20 protein-coding genes are annotated in these 21,260 nt (G+C 51.7%); 14 read left to right on the top strand and 6 right to left on the bottom strand.

From position 1 onward, the window contains the following. Positions 1 to 31: 31 nt before the first annotated feature. The 10 genes from AZF00_RS11105 to AZF00_RS11060 all read left to right on the top strand — a co-directional run bounded on the left by AZF00_RS11105 (position 32) and on the right by AZF00_RS11060 (position 9,288). Positions 32 to 727, top strand: coding sequence for a class I SAM-dependent methyltransferase (locus tag AZF00_RS11105; protein WP_008249388.1), 696 nt, complete (start codon positions 32 to 34; stop codon positions 725 to 727). Between the two features lie 84 nt (positions 728 to 811). Beyond that, entirely contained in the window at positions 812 to 1,210 is a 399-nt protein-coding gene (locus AZF00_RS11100; RefSeq protein ID WP_008249390.1) for a TM2 domain-containing protein, read from the top strand. Between the two features lie 121 nt (positions 1,211 to 1,331). After that, on the top strand, positions 1,332 to 2,510 hold the full coding sequence (locus AZF00_RS11095) for a glycosyltransferase (protein WP_081482661.1): 1,179 nt from the start codon (positions 1,332 to 1,334) through the stop codon (positions 2,508 to 2,510). A 208-nt stretch (positions 2,511 to 2,718) separates the two neighbouring features. Then, positions 2,719 to 3,498 carry an amidohydrolase family protein gene (locus AZF00_RS11090; protein ID WP_008249394.1) on the top strand — a complete coding sequence of 260 codons (780 nt, stop codon included), beginning with the start codon at positions 2,719 to 2,721 and terminating at the stop codon, positions 3,496 to 3,498. Positions 3,499 to 3,671: 173 nt separating this feature from the next. Continuing rightward, the gene (gene cbiB, locus AZF00_RS11085; RefSeq protein WP_008249396.1) at positions 3,672 to 4,610 is read left to right on the top strand and encodes an adenosylcobinamide-phosphate synthase CbiB; all 939 of its coding nucleotides are present in this window, start codon (positions 3,672 to 3,674) and stop codon (positions 4,608 to 4,610) included. Beyond that, a complete protein-coding gene (locus AZF00_RS11080; protein ID WP_008249405.1) occupies positions 4,607 to 5,650 on the top strand; it encodes an aminotransferase class I/II-fold pyridoxal phosphate-dependent enzyme in 1,044 nt (347 codons plus the stop codon). Before cbiB ends, AZF00_RS11080 begins: the two co-directional genes overlap by 4 nt. Positions 5,651 to 5,692: 42 nt before the next feature. Beyond that, entirely contained in the window at positions 5,693 to 6,049 is a 357-nt protein-coding gene (locus AZF00_RS11075; RefSeq protein WP_008249407.1) for a TfoX/Sxy family protein, read from the top strand. Between the two features lie 71 nt (positions 6,050 to 6,120). Next, a complete protein-coding gene (locus AZF00_RS11070) occupies positions 6,121 to 6,450 on the top strand; it encodes a BolA family protein (RefSeq protein WP_008249419.1) in 330 nt (109 codons plus the stop codon). A gap of 1 nt (position 6,451) precedes the next feature. After that, positions 6,452 to 7,390, top strand: coding sequence for an oxygen-dependent tRNA uridine(34) hydroxylase TrhO (gene trhO / locus AZF00_RS11065; RefSeq protein ID WP_008249421.1), 939 nt, complete (start codon positions 6,452 to 6,454; stop codon positions 7,388 to 7,390). 254 nt (positions 7,391 to 7,644) lie between these two features. Beyond that, positions 7,645 to 9,288 (top strand): WS/DGAT/MGAT family O-acyltransferase, encoded by a 1,644-nt coding sequence (locus AZF00_RS11060; protein ID WP_008249423.1) that lies wholly within the window; start codon positions 7,645 to 7,647, stop codon positions 9,286 to 9,288. 72 nt (positions 9,289 to 9,360) lie between these two features. On the opposite strand, the gene AZF00_RS11055 is transcribed toward AZF00_RS11060, so the two are convergent. Genes AZF00_RS11055 through AZF00_RS11035 form a run of 5 tightly spaced genes read right to left on the bottom strand, consistent with a single transcriptional unit; the run spans position 9,361 to position 15,689 of the window. Further along, entirely contained in the window at positions 9,361 to 10,749 is a 1,389-nt protein-coding gene (locus tag AZF00_RS11055; RefSeq protein ID WP_008249424.1) for a multicopper oxidase family protein, read from the bottom strand. 19 nt (positions 10,750 to 10,768) lie between these two features. Further along, entirely contained in the window at positions 10,769 to 11,869 is a 1,101-nt protein-coding gene (locus AZF00_RS11050) for a DUF1513 domain-containing protein (protein ID WP_008249426.1), read from the bottom strand. Between the two features lie 47 nt (positions 11,870 to 11,916). Further along, positions 11,917 to 13,047 carry an imelysin family protein gene (locus tag AZF00_RS11045; protein ID WP_008249428.1) on the bottom strand — a complete coding sequence of 377 codons (1,131 nt, stop codon included), beginning with the start codon at positions 13,045 to 13,047 and terminating at the stop codon, positions 11,917 to 11,919. Continuing rightward, positions 13,047 to 14,405, bottom strand: a complete 1,359-nt coding sequence (locus AZF00_RS11040) for a di-heme oxidoredictase family protein (RefSeq protein ID WP_008249430.1) — start codon at positions 14,403 to 14,405, stop codon at positions 13,047 to 13,049. Before AZF00_RS11040 ends, AZF00_RS11045 begins: the two co-directional genes overlap by 1 nt. An 18-nt stretch (positions 14,406 to 14,423) precedes the next feature. After that, positions 14,424 to 15,689 carry an imelysin family protein gene (locus AZF00_RS11035; RefSeq protein ID WP_008249432.1) on the bottom strand — a complete coding sequence of 422 codons (1,266 nt, stop codon included), beginning with the start codon at positions 15,687 to 15,689 and terminating at the stop codon, positions 14,424 to 14,426. Positions 15,690 to 15,859: 170 nt separating this feature from the next. Between AZF00_RS11035 and AZF00_RS11030 the strand changes: the two genes are divergently transcribed. Further along, a complete protein-coding gene (locus tag AZF00_RS11030) occupies positions 15,860 to 16,723 on the top strand; it encodes an HpcH/HpaI aldolase/citrate lyase family protein (protein WP_008249434.1) in 864 nt (287 codons plus the stop codon). Positions 16,724 to 16,729: 6 nt separating this feature from the next. Here the strand turns inward: AZF00_RS11030 and AZF00_RS11025 are convergent, their stop codons facing one another. Next, positions 16,730 to 17,743 carry a YheT family hydrolase gene (locus AZF00_RS11025; protein WP_008249436.1) on the bottom strand — a complete coding sequence of 338 codons (1,014 nt, stop codon included), beginning with the start codon at positions 17,741 to 17,743 and terminating at the stop codon, positions 16,730 to 16,732. Between the two features lie 280 nt (positions 17,744 to 18,023). Here AZF00_RS11025 and AZF00_RS11020 point away from each other — a divergent pair, with 280 nt between their 5' ends. The 3 genes from AZF00_RS11020 to AZF00_RS11010 all read left to right on the top strand — a co-directional run bounded on the left by AZF00_RS11020 (position 18,024) and on the right by AZF00_RS11010 (position 21,254). Beyond that, positions 18,024 to 18,434, top strand: coding sequence for a nuclear transport factor 2 family protein (locus AZF00_RS11020; protein ID WP_008249439.1), 411 nt, complete (start codon positions 18,024 to 18,026; stop codon positions 18,432 to 18,434). Positions 18,435 to 18,762: 328 nt separating this feature from the next. Beyond that, positions 18,763 to 20,043, top strand: coding sequence for a hypothetical protein (locus AZF00_RS11015; protein WP_156474860.1), 1,281 nt, complete (start codon positions 18,763 to 18,765; stop codon positions 20,041 to 20,043). Positions 20,044 to 20,306: 263 nt separating this feature from the next. Next, on the top strand, positions 20,307 to 21,254 hold the full coding sequence (locus AZF00_RS11010) for an OmpA family protein (RefSeq protein WP_008249442.1): 948 nt from the start codon (positions 20,307 to 20,309) through the stop codon (positions 21,252 to 21,254). The last annotated feature ends 6 nt before the right edge of the window (positions 21,255 to 21,260 follow it).

Below are 21,260 nucleotides of genomic sequence, written 5' to 3'. Positions count from 1 at the left end.
CTTTAGCTCGTTAGTTTGGGAGGATGTGGACATGGACGACCAGAATAAAGAAGCGGCAATTTTATCGTCTTGGCATAATAATGTTGATGCGTGGACCGACGCCGTTCGGAAGTCAGAGATTGGCAGCCGGGTGGCGGTAACCGACGCGGCCATTGTCAATGCGGTGGTGGCACAAGATCCAAAAACGGTGCTCGATTTAGGCTGCGGTGAGGGTTGGCTGGTGCGAGCTTTAGCAAGCTTGGGTGTGGCGGCGGAGGGTATAGATGGGATTGCTGGACTCATTAACCGCGCCACGGAGCTTGGCGGGACGTTTTCGGTGTTGTCCTACCAAGACTTTGCCCGTGGTGGGTGGCAAAAGCACGTAGACTGCGTCGTCTGTAATTTTTCTTTGCTTGGCCATTACGTCGTTGCTGATGTCTTATCGGCGATTCCGTCGGTATTAAATAGCAATGGCTGTTGCGTGATTCAAACCCTGCACCCCGCATTTAACGGTGCTCCTTATTGCGACGGTTGGCGGGAGGGCAGTTGGCAAGGTTTTAGTGACGATTTCTGTGACCCCGCGCCGTGGTATTTTCGAACATTAAGCAGTTGGTTGGAGCTGATTAGCGCTAGCGGCTTCATGCTGAGGGAACTGATTGAGCCCTTGAACCCCCAGACGGGCTTACCCGCGTCGATAATTTTTGTCCTGAGCCCCGAGTCGAAAAGTCGAGGTCGCAGTAAGACTTAAGTTAGGGGGTTTACGTTTTGGGGTTTAGCCAGCGGATGTAATCCACTACACTCCAAGCTTAAATTAATAGGGGGTTGTTAAGTAATGGATAATACCCACAGCAAAGCGGTCGGCTATGTTTTGTGGATTTTCGGCTTTATGGGGGCGCACCGTTTTTACTATGGGCGCCCGATTAGTGCGACGATTTACTTTTTTACTCTTGGTTTGTTTTTAATTGGCTGGATTGTCGATATATTTTTAATCCCAAGCATGGATCGGGATGCCGATAAGCAGTATCGGAGCGGCACCAGTAGTTACACCTTGGCGTGGATATTACTGACTTTTTTGGGTGTCTTTGGTTTGCACCGCTTTTATTTGGGTAAATGGCTGACCGGCATTGTGTATTTGCTCACCGGTGGTGTTTTTTTACTGGGCATCATCTACGACTACTGGACGCTGAATCAGCAAATAAACGAGAAAAATTCAAGCTTGTTTACCCGCTGAGCTATTGGGACCGTGGTCAAATGTTCCGGCTTGGTAATTATTGGGTGAGTTTATTGCGTTGCGCGTTTTAATAGTTGGTTATGTCTGGCCCGAGCCGAATTCGTCGGCCGCGGGGCGGCGGATGTTGTCATTGATATCTGCATTGCAGAGCAATGGCGGGGAAGTTCATTTTGTCAGCGCCGCGGTGAAGGGCGATCATAGCGTTGATTTGTCTGCACTCGGTGTTTGCGCCCAGCAGGTTGCCCTGAATTGCGATAGCTTTGATGATTATATTGGGGAGTTGCGGCCAGAACTCGTTATTTTTGATCGTTTTCTGATGGAAGAACAATTTGCTTGGCGGGTGGACCGGACTTGTCCTGAGGCCGTGCGCATTTTAGACAGCGAAGACTTGCACTGCCTTCGCCAGGCCCGCCATCAGGCACTGAAGCAAAACCGCCCGTTGAGTCGACAAGATTTAGTCGGTGAATTGGCCCTGCGCGAAATCGCGGCGATTTGGCGCTGCGATCTCACCTTAGTGATTTCTGAGTTTGAAATGGCGCTGCTACAAAATACCTATGGTGTGCCTGCCGACTTGCTTCATTACCTGCCGCTGCTAAGTAACTTCAAAGCCGAGCAAGCAGCGCAGTGGCTGCCCTATGAGGCGCGTCAGCACTGTGTGGTGGTGGGGAATTTTCGTCACGCGCCAAACTGGGACGCGGTGCAATATTTACGCAGTGAAATATGGCCCTTGATTCGTCGTCAATTGCCTAGGGTTGAATGTCATATTTATGGCGCCTACCCGCCGCCAAAAGCCTTGCAGCTGCACAGCGACAAGCTGGGGTTTCTTGTTAAGGGCTGGGCGGACGATGCTGATGCCGTAGTGGAAAAAGCGCGACTTTGTTTGGCACCGCTGCGTTTTGGCGCTGGTCAAAAGGGCAAGCTCGTGGCGGCAATGGAGTGCGGTACCCCATCGGTAACGACGACAATCGGCGCGGAGGCTATGCACGGCGATTTAGCCTGGAATGGCAGTATTATTGCAGATTCGGAACAATTAGCCGCCAATTTTGCCGCCGAAGCCGCTGCTTTATACCAAGATCCTGACCGCTGGGCGACGGCGCAGCAACAGGGGCGCGCGATTTTGTTAAGGCGTTTTCAGGCCGACGACTATCTCCCGCAATTTACCCGCCGCGTGGCTGATTTACGCCAAGATGTTACTGGTCATCGCCAGAAGCACTTTAATGGCCTAATGCTTCGCCATCATACGATTAAAAGCCATCAATACATGTCCCAATGGATTGCGGCTAAAAATAAAGACGCGTAACCGCCAGTTTGTTGGGTGAATACTGCTGACTAGGCGCAAAAGCGACTCGCGTTAGCCCCTGAAATGCTGAACTGGGGCACATCTCTTGTGTGTCATAGCGATGTTTTCAGCGTTGCATTTACGCGATAAATCTGCGAGTGTTGAGAGGATTGGCACTGGTCGGCCAGCTTAGACAATAAGAATATAAACATTACGCGGGCAAATCATTATGGCTGGCGGAGGTGAGAGCGGTATGCAGCACATGATTTTTGATGCCCATCTGCACATTATTGATCCGGCATTTCCCCTGGTCAGTAATGACGGCTTTTTACCCGATGCATTCACCGTAGACGATTACGTTGGTCAGACTGCAAGTCTTGGTGTTGGCGGTGGCGCGGTGGTATCTGCTTCATTTCAGTCTTTCGACCAAAGCTATTTAATCACCGCGCTGGCGGCATTGGGGCCGACCTTTGTCGGGGTAACCCAAGTGCCCTGCACGATCAGTGACGATGATTTATTACTACTTGCTAATCAGGGCATTCGCGCAGTTCGCTTTAATTTGCGGCGCGGGGGCTCCGAATCCTCAGAGCACCTTATTGATTTTGCCCACCGCATTTACGATCTATTGGGTTGGCATATTGAAATCTACGCCGATTGTAAAACCCTGGCGGATCTCTGTGGCGAACTCTGTCGCTTGCCCGCGGTAAGCATTGATCACCTGGGACTTTCTAAGGAAGGTTTGCCAGTTTTATATCAGTTGGCTGAAAGTGGTGCTCGAGTAAAAGCAACGGGGTTTGGGCGGGTTGATTTTGCAGTAAGTCAGGCCATTCGCCGCTTATTTGATATTAACCCCGATGCCTTGATGTTCGGCACCGATTTGCCGTCTACTCGTTCACCTCGCGCCTTTAATCCGGTGGATATTGAAATTATTGGCAATGCCCTAGGTGACTCCGCAACAAAAAAAGTTTTGTGGGATAATGCCGCCGCGTTTTACCGCCTCGGGGTGTAGGCCCCAGTCATTCTATTTGACCCCTGCCAATGCATTTATTAAAGTGCCTCACCGCTAGGTTAACGGCTTCTTACGTTTTTCTTCGCAGGACATTAGCTTGGCCATGATGGCGTTGGCTAGGTTATTATCGATAGTCAGGGCCTTGGCGCGACGTCAATAAGCAGAGAATCCTCTTGAATCAAATTTTACTTGTAAGTGTGGTTTGCCTGGCGGCGCTGGCGCTAGATCGCCTGCTCGGTGAGCCCAGACGCTGGCACCCCTTAGTCGGTTTTGGGCGACTCGCCGCAGGTCTAGAAAAAAACTTAAACCTAAAGAATAGCCCGTTTCTGCAACGGGTAAGCGGGCTGGGGTGTTGGCTGCTATTGATTGTTCCGGCCGTTGTTGCGGTCGTCCTAATTGATTTTGTGATCTATGAACTTTCGCCCCTTGCCAGTGTGTTCTGGCATATTGCGGTGCTGTACTGGGCCGTGGGCTGGCAGAGTTTGTGCGAACATATTCGTCCCGTTGCGTCAGCATTGGTGGCGGGTGATCTGGACGAGGCGCGACTGCGGATCAGTTATTTAGTCAGTCGCGATACTGATGACCTCAATGCCGAGCAGATTTTAGCAGCGGGTTTGGAGACAAGCTTAGAAAACAGCAGTGACGCAGTATTCGCTTCGTTAATTTGGTATGCCATGGCAGGCCCCGGCGGGGTGGTGTTGCAGCGCTTAGCCAATACCCTGGATGCGATGTGGGGTTATCGAAATGAGCGCTATCGTTATTTTGGTTGGTGGGCGGCGCGCAGCGACGATGTCTGCAACTTTGTTCCGGCACAACTTACCGCACTGGGCTTTAGTTTGCTGTCTTTCTCTGCTCGGCCCTGGCAATGCTGGTTTAAGCAGGGCTGGTATTGGAAAAGTATCAATGCGGGATCAGTGATGGCCAGTGGCGCAGCGGCCTTAGGGCTAAGCTTGGGTGGCGCGGCGAGCTACCATGGCACGGTTTCGAATCGATCGTCGCTTGGTTGGGGCCGGGCGCCAGTCGTTGCCGATTTGGAGAAAAGTATTAAATTGGTGAATAGACAGCTCGCGGTATGGCTTGGTCTTGGTCTCATACTGGGGTTATGTCTATGACTGGTACACGCTCTCAGCCACCGCGACACGGCGGTGATCCTCGCGATCTGCCGCCAGCCCCCGATGGCTTGCCGATGATGGACTTGGCGACTGGGGTGAATCCCTGGAGCTGGCCAGTGCCGCCGCCGCCAGCAAATTGCTATAAGGTACTGCCTTATTTTTGTCCCGAATTACAGAGTGCCGCCGCCCGTTATTACGGCGTGGCGGAGCAGCGCATTTTAGCGACGGCTGGCAGTCAGCCCGCCATTCAAGTGCTACCCCGTATCGTCGCGCCAGGGCGCGTTTTATTGGCAGAGGTCGCCTACGAAGAACATCGCTATCGCTGGTTGCTTGCGGGTCACGAAGTTCAGTATTTTAGTCGTTATGGGCGCGAAGAAATTGCGCAACGGATTGTGGCCGAACAAATTCACTATTTATTGATAATTAGCCCCAATAACCCAACGGGGGATGTCGTTAGTGAAGAAGACGTTCGCTACTGGCGTTCATTGCTGCCTGCTGATGGTTTGGTGGTCATCGATCAGGCCTTTGCCGATGCCATGCCAAACAGTGATTTACGAGCTTTGGCCGCGGAATCCGGAATTGTGCTGTTGCGCTCGGTGGGCAAGTTTTTTGGTTTGCCAGGGCTGCGCCTAGGGTTTGTAATAGCGGAGCCGTGGCTATTGGCTGAGCTAGATAAGCATTTGGGGCCTTGGGCGGTGTGTGGCAGCGCTCAGTGGATAGGCCGTAAAGCGCTGCTTGATCGTCAGTGGCAAGATGATATGCAGCACCAGCTGATGGTGACAGCAAGGCGTCAAGGCGAGCTGTTAAAAAGCGTGTTCCGTGCTTATTTTCAGCAGATCGTAGTGACCCCCTTATTTATTACAATGACCATACCCGCGGCGCAAGCAGCTGTACTTCAGCAGCGGTGTTACGTGCAAGGCTTGTCAGTGCGGGTATATAGCGGTGGCGATGTGGCTTATATGCGCTGGGGGCTGGCGTCCGATCAGACGCTGCTGGCACAGCGCTTGAAGTCACTTTGTCTAAGCGATTTGGCTGCATAGCAGCTGATTGGGTCGCTGGCTAAACGACGGGAGCTCAATGCCTTGGCAAAGGCCAGTGCCTTTACGGTGTTCTTAGTTGATCAAATGCAGTGGCTCGGTCCAGTGACGTCGCGGCGGATGTTTGGCGGTACCGGACTGTTCCTAGAGGGATTGATGTTCGCACTGATTGTTGAGAATACGCTGTATTTGAAAGCCGATACTGCCACTCGCGGCGACTTTGATGCCCTAGGGTTACCGCCTTTTAGCTATCAGCGTAATGGTCGAGATATTGCGCTTTCTTACTTCCAAGCGCCAGACGAGGCCTTAGACGATAGGGACCTGTTGATTGACTGGGCAAATCGCGCCTACGCTGCGGCAATGCGGGCTGCGGCGGCTAAAGGTGGTCTTAAACGTGGCTGAAGTGTTTGGGCGCGATGTGGTCACAGTCAGTGTATAATATGCGCCGTTGTGGTGATTGCGAGAGATAGCTGATGTCGATACAAGAAACAATACACGCTAAATTAACGGCGGCGCTGATGCCCAGTCATCTTGAAGTGATTAACGAAAGTCATATGCACAGTGTGCCGGCCAATTCAGAAACCCATTTTAAGCTAGTCCTCGTTGCCGAGGCTTTTTCGAGTTTACGCAAAGTCGCTCGTCAGCAGCGGGTTTACCAGCTCTTGGCCGAGGAGCTGGCAGGCCCAGTTCATGCCTTGGCTATGCATACTTATAGCCCCGCAGAGTGGCAACTTCGGGCGGGGGCTGTGCCTGCGTCGCCAGACTGCTTAGGTGGTAGTAAAAAGGAGCAGGGCGCGAAATAGTATGAATCAGTTTGTTGTTGCTGCGCTGTATAAATTTGTAAGTCTTCCCGATTTTGAATCCTTGCGCGAGCCGCTGCTAGCGCAGTGTTTGGCTGCGGAGGTGAAGGGCACCTTACTCCTTGCCGAAGAAGGCATTAACGGCACCATTGCTGGCTCCCGCAGGGGCATAGACCAGGTGTTAGCCTATTTGCATTCAGACCCCCGATTCGCCGATGTCGGACATAAAGAGTCCTATGATACTGAACAGCCCTTCTATCGGATGAAGGTTAAGCTTAAGAAAGAAATTGTAACCATGGGTGTCGATGGCATCGATCCCAAGGATATTGTTGGCACCTATGTTAAGCCACGGGACTGGAATGCCTTAATTGCTGATCCCGAAGTATTGCTTATTGATACCCGTAACGACTACGAGGTGGAAATTGGTAGCTTCAAGGGCGCTATTGACCCAAAAACGACGAGTTTTAGGGAATTCCCTGAATATATACGAGCCAATTACGACCCAGCTAAACACAAAAAAGTGGCGATGTTTTGCACCGGCGGCATTCGTTGCGAGAAAGCCTCAGCCTTCATGAAGCATGAGGGATTTGATGAGGTTTATCACCTTGAAGGCGGCATTCTAAAGTATTTGGAAGAGGTGGACGAAGCCCAGAGCCAGTGGCAGGGTGAATGCTTTGTATTCGATAATCGGGTGGCTGTCACCCACGGTTTGCTCACTGGAACTCACGAGCTTTGCCACGGTTGTCGGCGACCTATTACCGCAAGCGATAAACTCAGTGCTATGTTTGAGGAAGGGGTGACCTGCCCAGCTTGTTTTAATCACATAAGCGACGACCAAAAGAAGCGCTTTCGGGATCGACAAAAGCAAGTGGAACTCGCCCGCCAGCGCAATGAGAGCCATGTTGGCGCACCACCACCGGCGAGACAGCGCAAAAACCGGTAAGTCTATGCGCTATGCCGATCTAAAATAGCTTGCTAGTCTGCTTATACGTGGCGGGAAAGGGCTCAATAAGATGACATCGTCCTTCTAGACTAGATATTCACTTAGCACTCATTTTCGCTACTTATGCACTTAGCAAACCGAAAAATTAATGTACTATGGCTATGCTAGGCCTTATCGCGCGCGCACGTGCTGGCCGCTATCTAGATTATCGCCTCCTTGGCAGGGGGGAATATTAAAATAAGAGGTTAGTTTGCATGAAGCAGTTAGGTGTACTTGATACCGCATTTATTAATCTCGAACATGCCAATACACCCCAGCATGTTGGTGGCTTAGGGATATACGACCCATCAACAGCACCTGGTGGCGCGGTGCGTTTTAAAGGTGTTATTGCCAATTTTGAGCGCCGACTACACAAACACACTATTTTTCGTTCGCGTCTCGTTAAGGTGCCAGGTAATGTTGACCGCCCTTATTGGGTTCAAGACGCTAATTTTGATGTCGAATTTCATATTCGTCATATTGCTTTACCCCAGCCTGGCGACTGGCGTCAGTTATGCATTTTAGTTGCGAGATTGCACGCGCGGCCACTCGACATGAATCGCCCCCTCTGGGAGGCCTATATCATTGAAGGTTTGGACAATATTCCGGGTGTTCCCAGTGGCGGCTTCGCCATCTATACCAAAATGCATCACTCACTTGTGGATGGCGCTGGTGGCTCGTCAATCATGTCGGTTATCCACGACTTGGAACCGGATCCCGCGGCTGTGCCCCAAGCTGAGGCGGTAGTAACGGCGGATGTGATGCCGAATGCCTTGTATCTTGCGAGTTCGGCAGCGGTAAATAATGTTAGAAACACCGTTAAAATGGTAACGGGTGGCGCGGGGGTGCTGCGCGATTTAGGGAAAATGGCGATAGGAATGGCGCAGAAGAAAATTCCTGTTCCTTCTATTACGTCGCCGCGCACGCGATTTAATACCCCAGTTGGTCCCCATCGTGTATTTGAGGCTGCGGAGTTTCCGCTAGCGGATATCAAAGCCCTGAAAGACCTTTGTGAGGTGAAAATTAATGACGTCATTTTGGCCATCATCGCCGGAGGTTTACGCCATTATTTAATGCACCACAAAGAGTTACCAGACGAGAGCTTGGCGGTGTCAATACCACTGGATATGCGAACGCGGCGGGGAATGACGGACGAAAATAACCAGGTAGGTTCGGTTTTTGTCGAATTACATACGAATGTTGCTGATCCACTAAAACGCTTGGCTGGGGTTTATAAAAGCTCGCAAGAAGCAAAAATTTACGGTGAAAACTCACCTTTAGTCGATGTCTTGCGCCTTGCCGGTGTAATGTCACCCGCGCTCACGCGGCCTCTGGTTAATGCTTATGTGAATAATGAGCTGACTCGCCATTTGCCGCTGGGAATTACGTCGGTAGTGTCTAATGTGGCAGGTCCCACCTTTCCGCTGTATTCAGCTGGCGCACAGATGGTCAGGTATTACGGTCTAGGCTTGCTTACGCCTGGGGTAGGTTTATTCCATTTAATCTTTAGTTCAAATGGCATTGTGACCCTGTCGATAATCGGTGATCGCGATTCCATGCCCGATCCGGCGTTTTATCGTGAGTGTATTGAAAAGTCATTCGCCGAATTATTCGCGGCGGCAAAGGCGAGTCTGAAAGAGGGTGCAGCGGCTACGGCACCTAAAAAGGCGAGCGCAAAACCCGCGCGAAAAAGCAAAGCCAGTAGTAGTGCGACAGCCAGTGTGCAAAAGCCGGTTGCGAAAAAGGCGCGCTCCTCTGCGAGTAGCAGTCCGGCCAAATCCGGAACGGTTAAAGCGAAGCAGTCGGCAGCTTCTTCCGCTAATGGTAAAGTAGTGCCCATTAGTCAGACCCAGAGTTAAGTTGTTGCGCTTAATGCGTAAGCCTAGCCAGGGCTTGCGCGTTAAGCGGCTAGTTATCTGCTGCGTAGCCCTTTAGGCAATAGTGATATAGCCCATGAGTCCCGTCTGCATGTGTTCGATCACATGGCAGTGAAACATCCAGCGGCCAGGGTTGTCGGCCACAAAGGCGATTTTGGCGCGCTCGTTTTTCTCCAATAGAATGGTATCGGTGTGGTAGGGCGTGAGCTCCCGCTTGTCAGACTCCAACACGGTAAAGATTAAACCATGGAGATGAATAGGGTGGTGATGTGGCGTGGCATTGTGCAATTCGAATACATAGCTTTGCCCTAGTTTTAGTGTGGCGAGGGGCGCGGGTAAGTCTTGGTGGCTGTGGTCGTTCCAAGCGCGGCGATTGATTAGCCAAAAACTGTGGTCAACTTGGCCATTGTGGTCGCTTGGCGACAGCGCGCCGGCCCATTCGAACACAAAACTGAGGGTTTCGGCGGTCGCCAGTTGTGGTGGTGCTATTGGGTTGGCAGGCAGCGCGGGTATCCCGGTTTTTACGTTTTTAGACTTATCGCCAGCTACTGTTTTTAAACGACAAATCTCGACGCCAAAGCGCCCCTTCATATCGTAAATCGGAATCTCGACACCGAGTTTGTTGGGGCTGATTAAGCCGACGTCTAGGCGCATACCGGCGCCGGTCGGGTGAACGTCTAAAGCATAGGGCTTAGTTACTGGGCTGCCGTCAATGGCAATCACCTTAGCCTGGTCATTCCGTAAACTGAGGTTGTAAACTCGAGTGTTGTCTAGGTTCAAAAAGCGTAAGCGCAGCCGTTCTCCGGCGGGCACGTCGATAACAGGCTTTTCTGTGCCGTTGATCGTCGCTAAAGTACCGAGTGTTCCCGCCCGTGCCGCTTCTCTAGGAATGGACAAGGGCAAATAGCTGCCATCGGGTTTTAGGCGCCAGTCTTTCATGCCAATAATTACGTCGTGATAATCGGGGAGATCGCGCTCTTCAACAATCAGTGCGCCGACCAAGCCTTTACCCAATTGTTCAACGCTATTCATGTGGGGGTGGTACCAAAAGGTGCCCGCGTCGGGGCAGATGAATTCATAAATAAAGCTGCCGCCGGCTGGTACTGGGGCTTGGGTTAAATAGGGAACCCCGTCCATGGCGATATCGAGCCGTATGCCATGCCAGTGGATGGTACTGGGCTCATCCAATTTGTTAATGAATTTCACGCGCAGGGGCTGGCCCTGTTTGGCGCGAATCACTGGCGCTGGAAATTGGCCATTAAACCCGAGAATTTGGCTGTCGCCGTCTTTTGCTAGGCGCGCGGTGGCGGGTTCCGCAGTAAGAGTATAGTCGTAGCGGGTCTTGCCACTCTTATCTGCTGAGGCCATGGCCAAACTTAACTTTGGCAGTGAGCTGGCGAGCAGCGCGGTGGCGCTGCTTTTGATCAGGGTTCTGCGTTTCATATTGCTTCCTTAATCGTGTTCAGCGCAATAGTGTTAGGTGGTTATCCCAATGGGTTCCTGGGGCGTAGGCAAGGGGTATTAATTTAGCCTGCTCGGGCTTTAGCGCCATTAGCTGACCATTGCCGTTGCTTAAAATAAACTGCTGATAAGCGGCGTCGTAAATTGCGCCGGCGCTGTCTCGCAAGGGGTATACCCCTTGTAATCGCAGGCTGCGGAGATCCCACAGGCAGACGAGGTTGTCGCGGGGGCAGCTAGTTACAGCGTGTATGCCCTGTGTGTCTATACTAATGCTGGCAATATAGTCCTGTTTAAATTGCAAAGGCAGTTCGCCATAGCTCATTGCGGTGAGGGCGCCACCACGCTGGTGGCTGTATACCAATGGCAGCCGCGATGGCAGGCTACCTTGGAATTGGGCGCCGATAATAACTTGCCCACTTGAGCTAACGTCCAAGTGGCGGAGACTCAATTGGAAATGTGGGGCTGCGTGGCGTTCTATGACTCGCCCGGAGGCAATATCTAGGTAGTGCAGCGCGGGCGTCATGGTATCGGGGTTCAGCGTTTTTCTGCCGCTAGCGGGCAAGGTTTTAATGCCGCCGATGGCAATGGCCAAGGTCTTGCCATCGGGCATCAGTGCCAGTTCGTGAGGGCCAATACCGTCGCAGTCCAAATGGCCAACACACTGATAATCTTGCTGGCAGTCGTAAACGCCGATGCTGCCCGCGCCACCACCGGCTATATGATTTTCAGTGGTATATAAGTAACGGCCATCGGCACTTAGACAGCCGTGACCGTAGTAGTGGTAGCCATTTTCACTGCTTATGGTGTGCAGTAAGCCGCCGTGTTTCGAGTCGACAATATACATTTCACGGCCGGGGCGGCGGGAGAAAAAAACCAGTTCCCGACGCTGACGATGGTATAAGCTGTCGTGGCCACGGTGGGCGATAGTTTGGAAAACCTGCCAGTGATCGTCGCGCCATACGCCAATATGCTTGCCCTCGCCATCGCTGGCGGCACTAATAACCGGTGTGAATTTTTCTGTTTTGGCCAGTGCTGGCGACACTCCCATCCACGGCATAGATAGGAGGGCGCCCGAGGCGAGAATAAAGCGGCGACGCTGCATGATGCTCCTCAAATATTCTGGTTGTTAGTGGCCCAGAGACTGCTAATTTAGTCGCCGTCTTTGGCGTTAAACCCAAGGCTGATACCTAAGGCCGTGGGCAAGTCAGATTTCAACAACGAAAGTAGCGTGGTAATTTCGTTTTGAAAGGCAATAAGCTCAGCTTGCTTGCGGGGCTCTGCGCTACTAAACAAACTATTGGGTATGGCGTTGGCGGCGCTGAGACTGCTGTCAAAGTGCTGCTGGATTTGCGCGCTTAAATCGCTGCGTTGCTTAACGTCGCTTAAGTAGTCGTCTAAACCGTAGCCGCTTGCGGCAGTAAACACCGTTTTTAATGCCATGAGATTGGCGGTGATCGCCTCCCGGGAATATTGACTCCGCCACCATTCGAGCAGATAAATTTGTGCTTGGCCGTCGCTGCTAGTAAGGCCTAGTGGGCGCTCAAATTTGTCCCGCTTAATGAGTTCAACACCGGCCACGAGGGTGTCTAGTAAATTCGCAAGTGCCACATTGTCGTCGGGGTACTCTGCATTGTCGGGACCCGTTTTAGTAAATGCTTGGAGGTAGTTACCTGACTCTGGACGCCATGCATCGTATAGGCCCTTAGCAACGCCGTATAAATGACCGCTCACCGCGACTAATAGCGCGCAGCGACGTGTGCTGGCGTCAGTATTCACATAGCTATTTAATGAGCCGACCTTATGGTCAAAAAGCAAGTATTCTAGGGACGACAGGCCTTGTACGACGACGCTGGCGTCGTCGATGCGCTTTTCACTTAAATCTTCGTCACTGCGTATAAGTGCTTCAACTTTGCGGGCAATCAAGTTCTTTTTGTCAGGCCAAAATTGGATTTTCCAGGCTTGATTGTCGATGAGTAGTGGGCCAAATTGCAGATTTTGTACCCCAGACCAGCTGTCCACAGTTGTTCGCCAGTGCGTGCGGGTGAGGTCGAGGCCTTCGCTGCTTGGCGCGCTACAAAAACTATCGGCGGCGAGGGCCAGCGCTTGGCTGCTAAGTGAAAAGCGTTCGTATGCTGGTAAAACAGCCAGTTTGCTGGTGTTTACCAAGACTTTTTCTGATGGAGGGGGGCTGCACGCAGCGGTTGAAGCCATGGCAACAGCAAGTAGCAGTCTTTGTGTCGTGCCCTTTAATTTACGGGTACTCAGTGTTGGTAATTTCATTACAGTGCCTTAAGAAAATTTAGCAGAGTCGTTTGTGAGTGAGAATCGAGCTGTTGGTAATTCTGAAGGCTACCCTCAGCCTCACCGCCATGCCAGTGTATGGCCTCTTTGATCGATTTCGCGCGACCATCGTGAAGCAGGCGAGTTTGAGTGTCGTCTCGGCTGCGCATTCCTAGTCCCCAAAGCGGCGCGGTGCGCCATTCTGCGGCCGGGGTGTTGTCGGTAGCGGCGCTGTCGGCAAGCCCTGGACCCATGTCGTGCAGCAATAGATCGCTAAAGGGGTAAATGGTTTCTTTTTGCATAGTCACGCTAGTAAGTGATGCTTGCAAGCCAACAGCAGCGGTGTTGATTTCGGTTGCTGGAATGTGGCAGTTAGCGCAACCAAGCTTTATAAAGAGTTGGTAGCCCGCTTGCAGATCCGGCGTATTTTGGATGCTTGGCACTGCGAGATTGGCAATATAGTGAGTAACGGCATTTAGCAACTTGGCACTTATTTCCGGTTCTGGGTTTTGGCTTAGTGCAAGCTCGTGGTCGCAGCGTGGCACACTGGGTGGGCAGTTTGGCGCCGAATAAATAGTCGAGCGAATGCCCAAATCTTGGCTAAAGGCCAAGGCGACTTGTTGCTTAAGACTGGCTTGGCTGGCCTTCCAGCCAAAGCGGCCGGGCCGCAGCTTTTGTTGTTGTTCGTCCCAGCGCAGGGCCGCGCGACCAGAAATACCGTTGCGGTCGCGATCCTCAGGATCGCTGCGCTTAATGAGTAGCTCGTCGGAAATACGGTCTAATAAACCCATGCCGATCAGGGCGGGGGCAAGCCGCGCTGAAAACGCCATACTATTTGTGTCGCCATAGCGAGCTTGCTCTATAAAATACTGGCGGTGACTTAAATTTGCTTGTTGACTGCTTGCGAGGTCGGGTGAGGCAATGTCGCGCCATCCAATCTGTCCTTCAGCTTGGCTGCCGAGTAGCGCGTGATCTTGGAGTTGCTCGCCGTAGGCATGATGGTTTGCGCCGCTGGCGGCGATGCGTAGGATCAAGCCTGGGCCGTGTTCGGGTAATTGGCCTTGGCCATTGTGCTGGTGGCAGGCGACACAGCTATTGGCGTTAAACAGTGGCCCGAGGCCGTCGCGCGCCCGAGTACTGGCGGGTGCGCTGACCCACGCTTGATTAGCAAAGCTTTTCCCTACAGCCCAATCGAGTTTCTGCTCCATGCTGAGTTGAGGCTGGGCCTGCTCAAGAATGCGGGGCGAGTCTGAGGCAAGGCTATAGCTGGCGCCACTGTCTAAGGGGAGCGGCGGGTAGCTTTTGCACGCTGACACTGCAATGAGGGCGCACAGTAGCAGTAGCGACGGCAATATCATGCGCGGCCGCGGCAAGGCTTATAAGCCTGTGGCTGTTGGGTCGATATTGATGGCAGCCGCGGCGGCCTCAAAGGCGCGGGTTTGTGCGACTAAGTCTTTCAAAATGGCACTGAGAATATCCTCGCCTCGTTGATTTCCCTCGGCGATAAGCATGTCAAATTTCATCGGCTTTTCCTTGGCTTCGGCGGTATCGCTTAATACTTTTAAACTTGCCATGGTTGCGCTCAGGGCCTGCCGAGTTTTCTTGTCGATGTCTGGATTTGCCTGTCGAACTAAATCACTTAGCGACGGGCCACGTAAAATGTCACCATTGAGTCGCTGGTAGCGACCGAGATACACATTTTCAATACCCAATCCGTTGTAGTAGTGCGACCAATGAGTGTTGTCGCTAAAACAGTCGTGTTCATCTTCTGTTGAGTTGGCTTCGAGCGATACCTTTATTCTTTCACCACCCAGCTCACCTAAGGATAGCGACCCCATGCCGTTGAATATTCTCGCTAAGACAATTTGATTGTTCAGAGCAAGCAACTGACTGCGGTAATTGCCCGCTTGGTTTGGCGCCCACTGTTTGCTCATATAACTGAGGTCTTCTACTAGGATGCTGACCGCCGTGCGCAAATACGCGGCGCGACGGTCGCAATTGCCGTGGGTGCATTGCGCGCCTTGGCTGTAATCGGTGTAGGGACGCTCACCCGCGCCGAGTTCGTGACCGTTAAGATCTTGTCCCCACAGTAAAAATTCAATAGCGTGGTAGCCCGTCGCAACATTGGCTGCGGAGCCGCCCAGTTCATGAAGGCCACGCAGTAACTCAGCGTTAATCGTACTGGCGTCAATAATCTCGCCGCCCAGATTAATGCGAGCATTGGCGATAATATTGAGGTCACCGCCAATATTGCCCAGAGCGGCAAAATAATCTTCTGCGACATAGTCTATTAGCCCCTCGTCGAGTGGCCAGCTATTAAGTTGGTGCTCCCAGTCATCTACCACCGGGTTGCCAAAGCGAAACGCTTCGCTTTGCTGGTAGGGAATACGCGCGGTTTGCCATGCTTTTTGCGCTGCTATTAAGCCTTTTTGATCAGGCGCTTGCAAAAAGGCGTCGATCTGAATTTGCAATTGGCGAGCGCTGCTTTCCGCGTCACTATAGATTGCGTGGCCGAGGTCGGCATAATGCTTAACGACTGCTAGCGCATTGACCTTTGTCTCAGGCTGGGCTTCAGCCTGGGCGAAGCAAGAGAGAACAAGACAGGCAATAAGGACAAAAGCGTGGCGAAACAGCGCTGACATTAACAGACTCCGCAATGAAAACTGGCTTCTCTAGAGAAGCGGGGTAGATATTCTATCGCTAATTGATAATGATTCGCAATTAATGCTTGATTTCAGTGCGCTAGCGTTGGGTAAGTCAACGGCTCAGCTGTGGTAAACTCACCGCCTTTCCAAATTATAGAGAGTGTTTTATGGCCGTTAATCCGCGTCGCTCGGTGCTGTATATGCCCGGTTCCAATGCCAGAGCTTTAGAGAAGGCGCGCAGTCTAGACGCCGATGTTTTGATCTTGGATCTGGAAGATGCAGTGTCACCAGCGCAAAAGGCCTTGGCACGTGAGCAGGTACTGGCGGCGGTGATGGCTGGTGGCTACGGCCGCCGCGAATTAGTGGTGCGGGTAAATGGCTTCGATACGGAGTGGGGGCGCAAGGATATTGAGGCTTTTGCTACCGCGCCGATTGCCGCGCTGTGCCTGCCAAAGGTTGAGTCGGCGGCAGAAATTCACGCCGTGGTTCAGGTCTTGAAGCAGGCTGGCGCCCGCGCCGACTTAAAACTGTGGGCGATGGCAGAAACGCCACGAGGGATATTGGCGGTTAATGAAATTGCCGGTGCTCACGAACGCATGGGTGCCATTGTGCTAGGCACCTCAGACCTCGCCAAAGATCTGCGGGTGCCTCACACCCCTCAGCGGCTTGGGATGCTGACCGCGCTGGGTTTGTGTGTTTTGGCAGCTCGCGCGAACGGCATTGATGTTTTCGACGGTGTGCATTTGGATCTGGACGATGAAGATGGCTTGCGCTTGGCGTGCGAGCAGGGCGTCGAACTCGGTTTTGATGGTAAAACTTTGATTCACCCCAAGCAAATTGCCATTACCAATCACTTGTTCTCGCCGTCAGCAGAGGCTTTGGCGCGTGCGGAAAAGATTCAAGTAGCTTGGCAGCAAGCGATGGCAGAGGGTAAAGCGGTCGTGTTGGTTGACGGCCGTCTAGTTGAAGCCTTGCACGTTGAGGAGGCCGTGCGTTTACTGGCGATTGCCGAACAAATCGCCATGAAGTGAATCTAGCTACGATTGCTGATTACTTTTGGCGGGATCACCCGTTGGGTAGCGCCTTAGGTTGATCAGCTCGAGTAAGCGTTCATCTAACCAGCTGTCGAGCTGATAGTTTTTTACAAAACCGCAGTGACCGCCGTAGCGTTTGGTTTCGATGCTTAGGTATTTGTTTTCGGCCAGCCGCGCGAAATCCTCCGCCAAAATAATAGGGTCGTCTTGCGCGGCGATGATGTGGGCCGGGGCGTTTAAGTTTACCAGAGCATCTTCGGCGATAGAGTAAGCCTGAAAATAATCAGCGGCATCGCCAAACTCGGTGTGGTTTGGAATAAAGTAGTTGTTCATGTCGCGCAATGTTTTTAGCTTAAATAAGCTGTCTTGGTAACCAAGCTCTGGGTATAAATTGATTTTTTTGCGCAGGGATTTTTGCCATTTCCGAACAAAATACTTTTCGTAAACCCACCAGCCTTTTTCTAGGGCAATCATCGTTTTCGCCGGATCAACTACCGGGCAAATAGCCACGGTTTGGTTGATTTGGAGATCAGCTTTTGCCGCCTCTGCGGCGACCCGTAGCGCGAAATTTCCGCCTAAGGAAAAGCCCGCTAAAAATTGCCACTGCTGTGGGTAGGTTTTATGGATTGCTTGAATTGCGCCCACCACCTCATCGAGTCGTGCAGAGTTAAATAATTCGCGGTTAAGGTGATGGCTAGGGCCGTGGTCGCGGAGGTTAAGCCTAAATACGTCGTAACCTGCTGAAAACAGGCTGCCGCCAGCGGAAAGCATGTAAGTTGATTGGGAGCTGCCTTCCCAGCCGTGAATGAGTGTGATTAAGCCCTTGCTGCGAACCGCATGAGCGGCGTGCTCGCCCAATAGTTGTTGGCCTGCACCGCAATCTAATACAACGGTCTTGCTGGCATTTAGCATCGCTCGCGAACGGGGATAGCTGCGTAATTTTCGCAATTTGGTCGACGCCAGAATAGATTGGGCGTGGGGGTTTCTCAAAAGCCCATTAGGGGCAAAATCATTCATGATAAATCCTGATGAATATGCGGTTGTATATCGTCTGTGCTACGTCGAATGGGCGATGTTCCAGAAGGGCACTTTATTGCGACCATCAGGGGCTTTTAATGAGGTCTCGATGCTAAGTGCCTGTTATGACTTCAGCTGACAGTATGCCATGCGTATTGCTAATGACCAATTATTGCCGGGCACCTCATGGCAGGCTAGCGTGGCTGTTGTTTCCAGCACCGAGTTTTTAGGGCGCGCGATTAAGCGGCATATTTATATTTAGTTATTTAGGAGAAAGACAATGGGAAATGCTCAGGCTGCGTTGGCGGCGAGTCGTTTGTCAGGCAAGTACGTAGAGCAGGGGAATAAGGAAGCGTGGTTGGCGTTGTTCTCAGACTTGGCGGTGGTCCAAGATCCGGTTGGAAAATCGCCACTCGACCCAAGTGGTGAAGGCCACTGTGGCAAGGAGGCGATTGCGGGATTTTGGGATTTGATTATTGCGCCGGGCAAAATAGAATTCACTATATTGTCATCATTTCCTGCCGGAGACGAATGTGCCAACTTAGTACATTTGGTTAATAATTTGCCAGATAATCTAAAAATGGAAATGGATATGGTTGTTGTTTATAAGGCAGATAATGATGGAAAAATTTCTTCTCTTAAAGCGTATTGGGATTTTGACGCGGTTCAGGAAAAATTAATGTCAAGTTAAATAATTTATTGTGCCTCGTTAAATGCAGCAGTTCCGTATATTGCGTGTGGAACTGCTATACAAGCACTATTGCTCATAATAATTATATGTGAACTTGAGTCTGTGAAAGTGGTCCCATCGTCATGCGTGGCGGCTTTTCGTCTGATTTTATCTGATTTTAACGCCTATAAGTTTGTTTGTTAGCCTGCGATCCCTGTGACGCGAGTCACTAAAGTCAATCAGTACTTTCATGTACCATGGCTGACAGCAACGCTATTTTGCGCTGTGGTCAATATTGTGACTTGGCAGTGCTGAAATGAAATATGGACATTATCTGGGGTACATAATCATGAAAACACCATCAATGAAAAAATTAACCTTAGCGGCAGCTATAGCGTCAATTACTTCTGTTTCACTTGCGGGGCCGATAGCGCCGGTAGTTGACCCGATCGCAGGTGCGGTGGCGGGAACACCCTTATCGATGCTGACTGATCAACTTAGCAGCTTGGATGCACAGCTAGAAGCCCTGTCTGCTGGTGACTTGCCCGGTTTAGATGCCTTACCCGTTGATCCTGCGGCGCTTGCTGGTGGCGGCTTGCCTGGTTTGGACGCACTGCCGGTTGATCCAGCTTCTTTGCCAGGCGGCGGCTTGCCTAGTTTAGATGCGCTGCCTATTGACCCGACTTCCTTGGGTGGCGGTGGTGGGGGCGCTAACCCTCTGGCCGGCTATGTTACTCAACTTACTTTCGCTGCTGATGAGCTTGCGGTGGATCTCGGGAGCGATGACAGCACCGTCGATGCGGTGACGGATGTTGTTGATACCCTGGTGCTGGATCCGGCAATGCTGCCAGACAGCATCCAAGTAGTGCCCGCTACATTAGTGACGGCGCTTACCGATTTGCAGGCAAATTTAATGGCCTTGTCCGGTGCTGGCGGCGATTCTTCTTCGCTGCCTTTTGATCCCGCTGCTTTAGCCGGTGGTGATTTACCCGGTTTAGACGCGCTTCCAGTTGACCCCGCGTCTTTGACTGGCGGCGACGGCGGCGGCGCTCCGAGTTTGGATGCATTGCCAATTGACCCTACCGCTTTGGCCGATGGTGGTTTACCTGGTTTAGACGCCCTGCCAATTGATCCGGCGTCTTTGACTGGCGGCGACGGCGGCGGCGCTCCGAGTTTGGATGCATTGCCAATTGACCCTACCGCTTTGGCCGATGGTGGTTTACCTGGTTTAGACGCCCTGCCAATTGATCCAGCGTCTTTGGCTGGTGGTGATGGCGGCGGTGCTCCGAGTTTAGATGCATTGCCAATTGACCCTGCCAGTTTAGCCGACGGTGGCTTACCTGGTTTAGACGCTCTGCCAATTGATCCAGCGTCTTTGGCAGGTGGTGGGGGTGGCAATCCTCTTGCAGGCTACGTAACACAGCTCACTTTCACAGTTGACCAGTTCGCTGACGATATCAGTGGTCGCGATGGCTTGTTTGACACAGTGACGGATGTTGTTGATGTATTGGTAACCGATCCAGCTGCAGCCCAGGCAAGTATTGAAGCTATTCTGCCAACAATCGAAACCACAGCGGCCAATTTGCAAGCCAATTTAATGGCTTTGTCCGGCGGTGATAGTCCGCTTTAATTGCACGAATCTCTATATTTATAGGGTATTTTGGGAATTGTGATTGATTGAAAATAGTGTGTTTTAAGCCAGCCTTTTCTGTTAAAGGCTGGCTTTTTGCTGTTTGGTAAAGCCGTGATGTTATGCCACACTAGAGATATACTGTGAATAACTTGCCATGCGTGATGCGGGAACAGAGCTCAGCTTGGTTTTATGGTGCCTTATTTGCTTTTAATGCGGAGTGAATCCCTCTTTTGGCTCGATTAGCGCGGTTACTTTTATTAATGATTAGCGTTGTCGCGATGTCGCCGTTTTTACGTGCGCAACTAGTTAATGTTGAATTATTAGGAAGCTCACTCACTGCGCCAGTTAATGGTGCCTTGTCGGATGTGGATTTGCTTAGTGGTGGGGGCGACGGCTTTAATAATTTATTGGGTGTTGAAGTGCTCGGCGACAGTGCGCTTCTTGGTGTGAGTATTAGCGGTCAAGATATCTTGTTACTGGGCGCTCCGGTTGCCGACGATCCGGCGGGTGGTGCGTTAGCGCCATTATTGGGTATAGGCGACTCTCAAGGCGCTGTTCTTGAGTTTTTACAAGATACAGCGAGCGGCGGTAATGTTGATCCCACTGTTTTAACCATTGAGTTGCCCGGTGCCAGCGACGGTTCGGGAAGCAGTTTTGATAATAGTAAAGACAGAGTGCCAAGCTCAAAAACGGATTCTTTGGGTGGAGTTTCTAAAGCTGGTGCTTATCGCTGCATCGATAAAGATCATGACAGCGTTTGCGATAGCCAAGACCAGTGCCCTAACTCCCCCGCTAATGTAATGGTGTTGCCCTCGGGCTGCCATCTTGATATGACAGCTCCTTTAGAGTTGCACGGCGTGACATTCGCTGTGGATACCGCGTTGTTGACAACATCGTCTGTTGCGACACTCCGCCAGGCGGCACGAATCCTTAAAGAAAATCCAAAACTTAAGTTTGAAATCTCCGGCCATACTGATGATCTGGGAAGTGAGCGCTATAATCAGCGCCTGTCAGAACGTCGTGCTGATGCCGTAAAAAACTATTTTCTCGCCGAAGGCGTTCCCGTAGGGATGCTTGTTGTTACAGGATATGGCGAAAGTCGCCCGCTAATAAGTGTTGATGGGCTTGCTGGCCAGGCCTTGGCAGATGCCCGAGCGCGGAATAGGCGAGTAGAGCTCGTTGTAATAAAGAATAAAGCTCAGTACTGAGTAAAA

This window comes from Zhongshania aliphaticivorans, assembly GCF_001586255.1.
Taxonomy (GTDB): domain Bacteria; phylum Pseudomonadota; class Gammaproteobacteria; order Pseudomonadales; family Spongiibacteraceae; genus Spongiibacter; species Spongiibacter aliphaticivorans.
This window is presented reverse-complemented; position numbering and strand designations above follow the sequence as displayed.

What these genes read in the sequence shown, in the direction of transcription:
- AZF00_RS11070 (WP_008249419.1), top strand. Translation starts at nt 6,121, where the DNA reads ATGTCGATACAAGAAACAATACACGCTAAATTAACGGCGGCGCTGATG.
- AZF00_RS11100 (WP_008249390.1), top strand. Translation starts at nt 812, where the DNA reads ATGGATAATACCCACAGCAAAGCGGTCGGCTATGTTTTGTGGATTTTC.
- AZF00_RS11045 (WP_008249428.1), bottom strand. Translation starts at nt 13,047, where the DNA reads ATGAAATTACCAACACTGAGTACCCGTAAATTAAAGGGCACGACACAA.
- AZF00_RS11105 (WP_008249388.1), top strand. Translation starts at nt 32, where the DNA reads ATGGACGACCAGAATAAAGAAGCGGCAATTTTATCGTCTTGGCATAAT.
- trhO (WP_008249421.1), top strand. Translation starts at nt 6,452, where the DNA reads ATGAATCAGTTTGTTGTTGCTGCGCTGTATAAATTTGTAAGTCTTCCC.
- AZF00_RS11025 (WP_008249436.1), bottom strand. Translation starts at nt 17,743, where the DNA reads ATGAATGATTTTGCCCCTAATGGGCTTTTGAGAAACCCCCACGCCCAA.
- AZF00_RS11080 (WP_008249405.1), top strand. Translation starts at nt 4,607, where the DNA reads ATGACTGGTACACGCTCTCAGCCACCGCGACACGGCGGTGATCCTCGC.
- AZF00_RS11060 (WP_008249423.1), top strand. Translation starts at nt 7,645, where the DNA reads ATGAAGCAGTTAGGTGTACTTGATACCGCATTTATTAATCTCGAACAT.
- AZF00_RS11050 (WP_008249426.1), bottom strand. Translation starts at nt 11,869, where the DNA reads ATGCAGCGTCGCCGCTTTATTCTCGCCTCGGGCGCCCTCCTATCTATG.
- AZF00_RS11015 (WP_156474860.1), top strand. Translation starts at nt 18,763, where the DNA reads ATGAAAACACCATCAATGAAAAAATTAACCTTAGCGGCAGCTATAGCG.
- AZF00_RS11035 (WP_008249432.1), bottom strand. Translation starts at nt 15,689, where the DNA reads ATGTCAGCGCTGTTTCGCCACGCTTTTGTCCTTATTGCCTGTCTTGTT.
- AZF00_RS11090 (WP_008249394.1), top strand. Translation starts at nt 2,719, where the DNA reads ATGGCTGGCGGAGGTGAGAGCGGTATGCAGCACATGATTTTTGATGCC.
- AZF00_RS11055 (WP_008249424.1), bottom strand. Translation starts at nt 10,749, where the DNA reads ATGAAACGCAGAACCCTGATCAAAAGCAGCGCCACCGCGCTGCTCGCC.
- AZF00_RS11020 (WP_008249439.1), top strand. Translation starts at nt 18,024, where the DNA reads ATGGGAAATGCTCAGGCTGCGTTGGCGGCGAGTCGTTTGTCAGGCAAG.
- AZF00_RS11095 (WP_081482661.1), top strand. Translation starts at nt 1,332, where the DNA reads ATGTTGTCATTGATATCTGCATTGCAGAGCAATGGCGGGGAAGTTCAT.
- AZF00_RS11030 (WP_008249434.1), top strand. Translation starts at nt 15,860, where the DNA reads ATGGCCGTTAATCCGCGTCGCTCGGTGCTGTATATGCCCGGTTCCAAT.
- AZF00_RS11040 (WP_008249430.1), bottom strand. Translation starts at nt 14,405, where the DNA reads ATGATATTGCCGTCGCTACTGCTACTGTGCGCCCTCATTGCAGTGTCA.
- AZF00_RS11010 (WP_008249442.1), top strand. Translation starts at nt 20,307, where the DNA reads ATGATTAGCGTTGTCGCGATGTCGCCGTTTTTACGTGCGCAACTAGTT.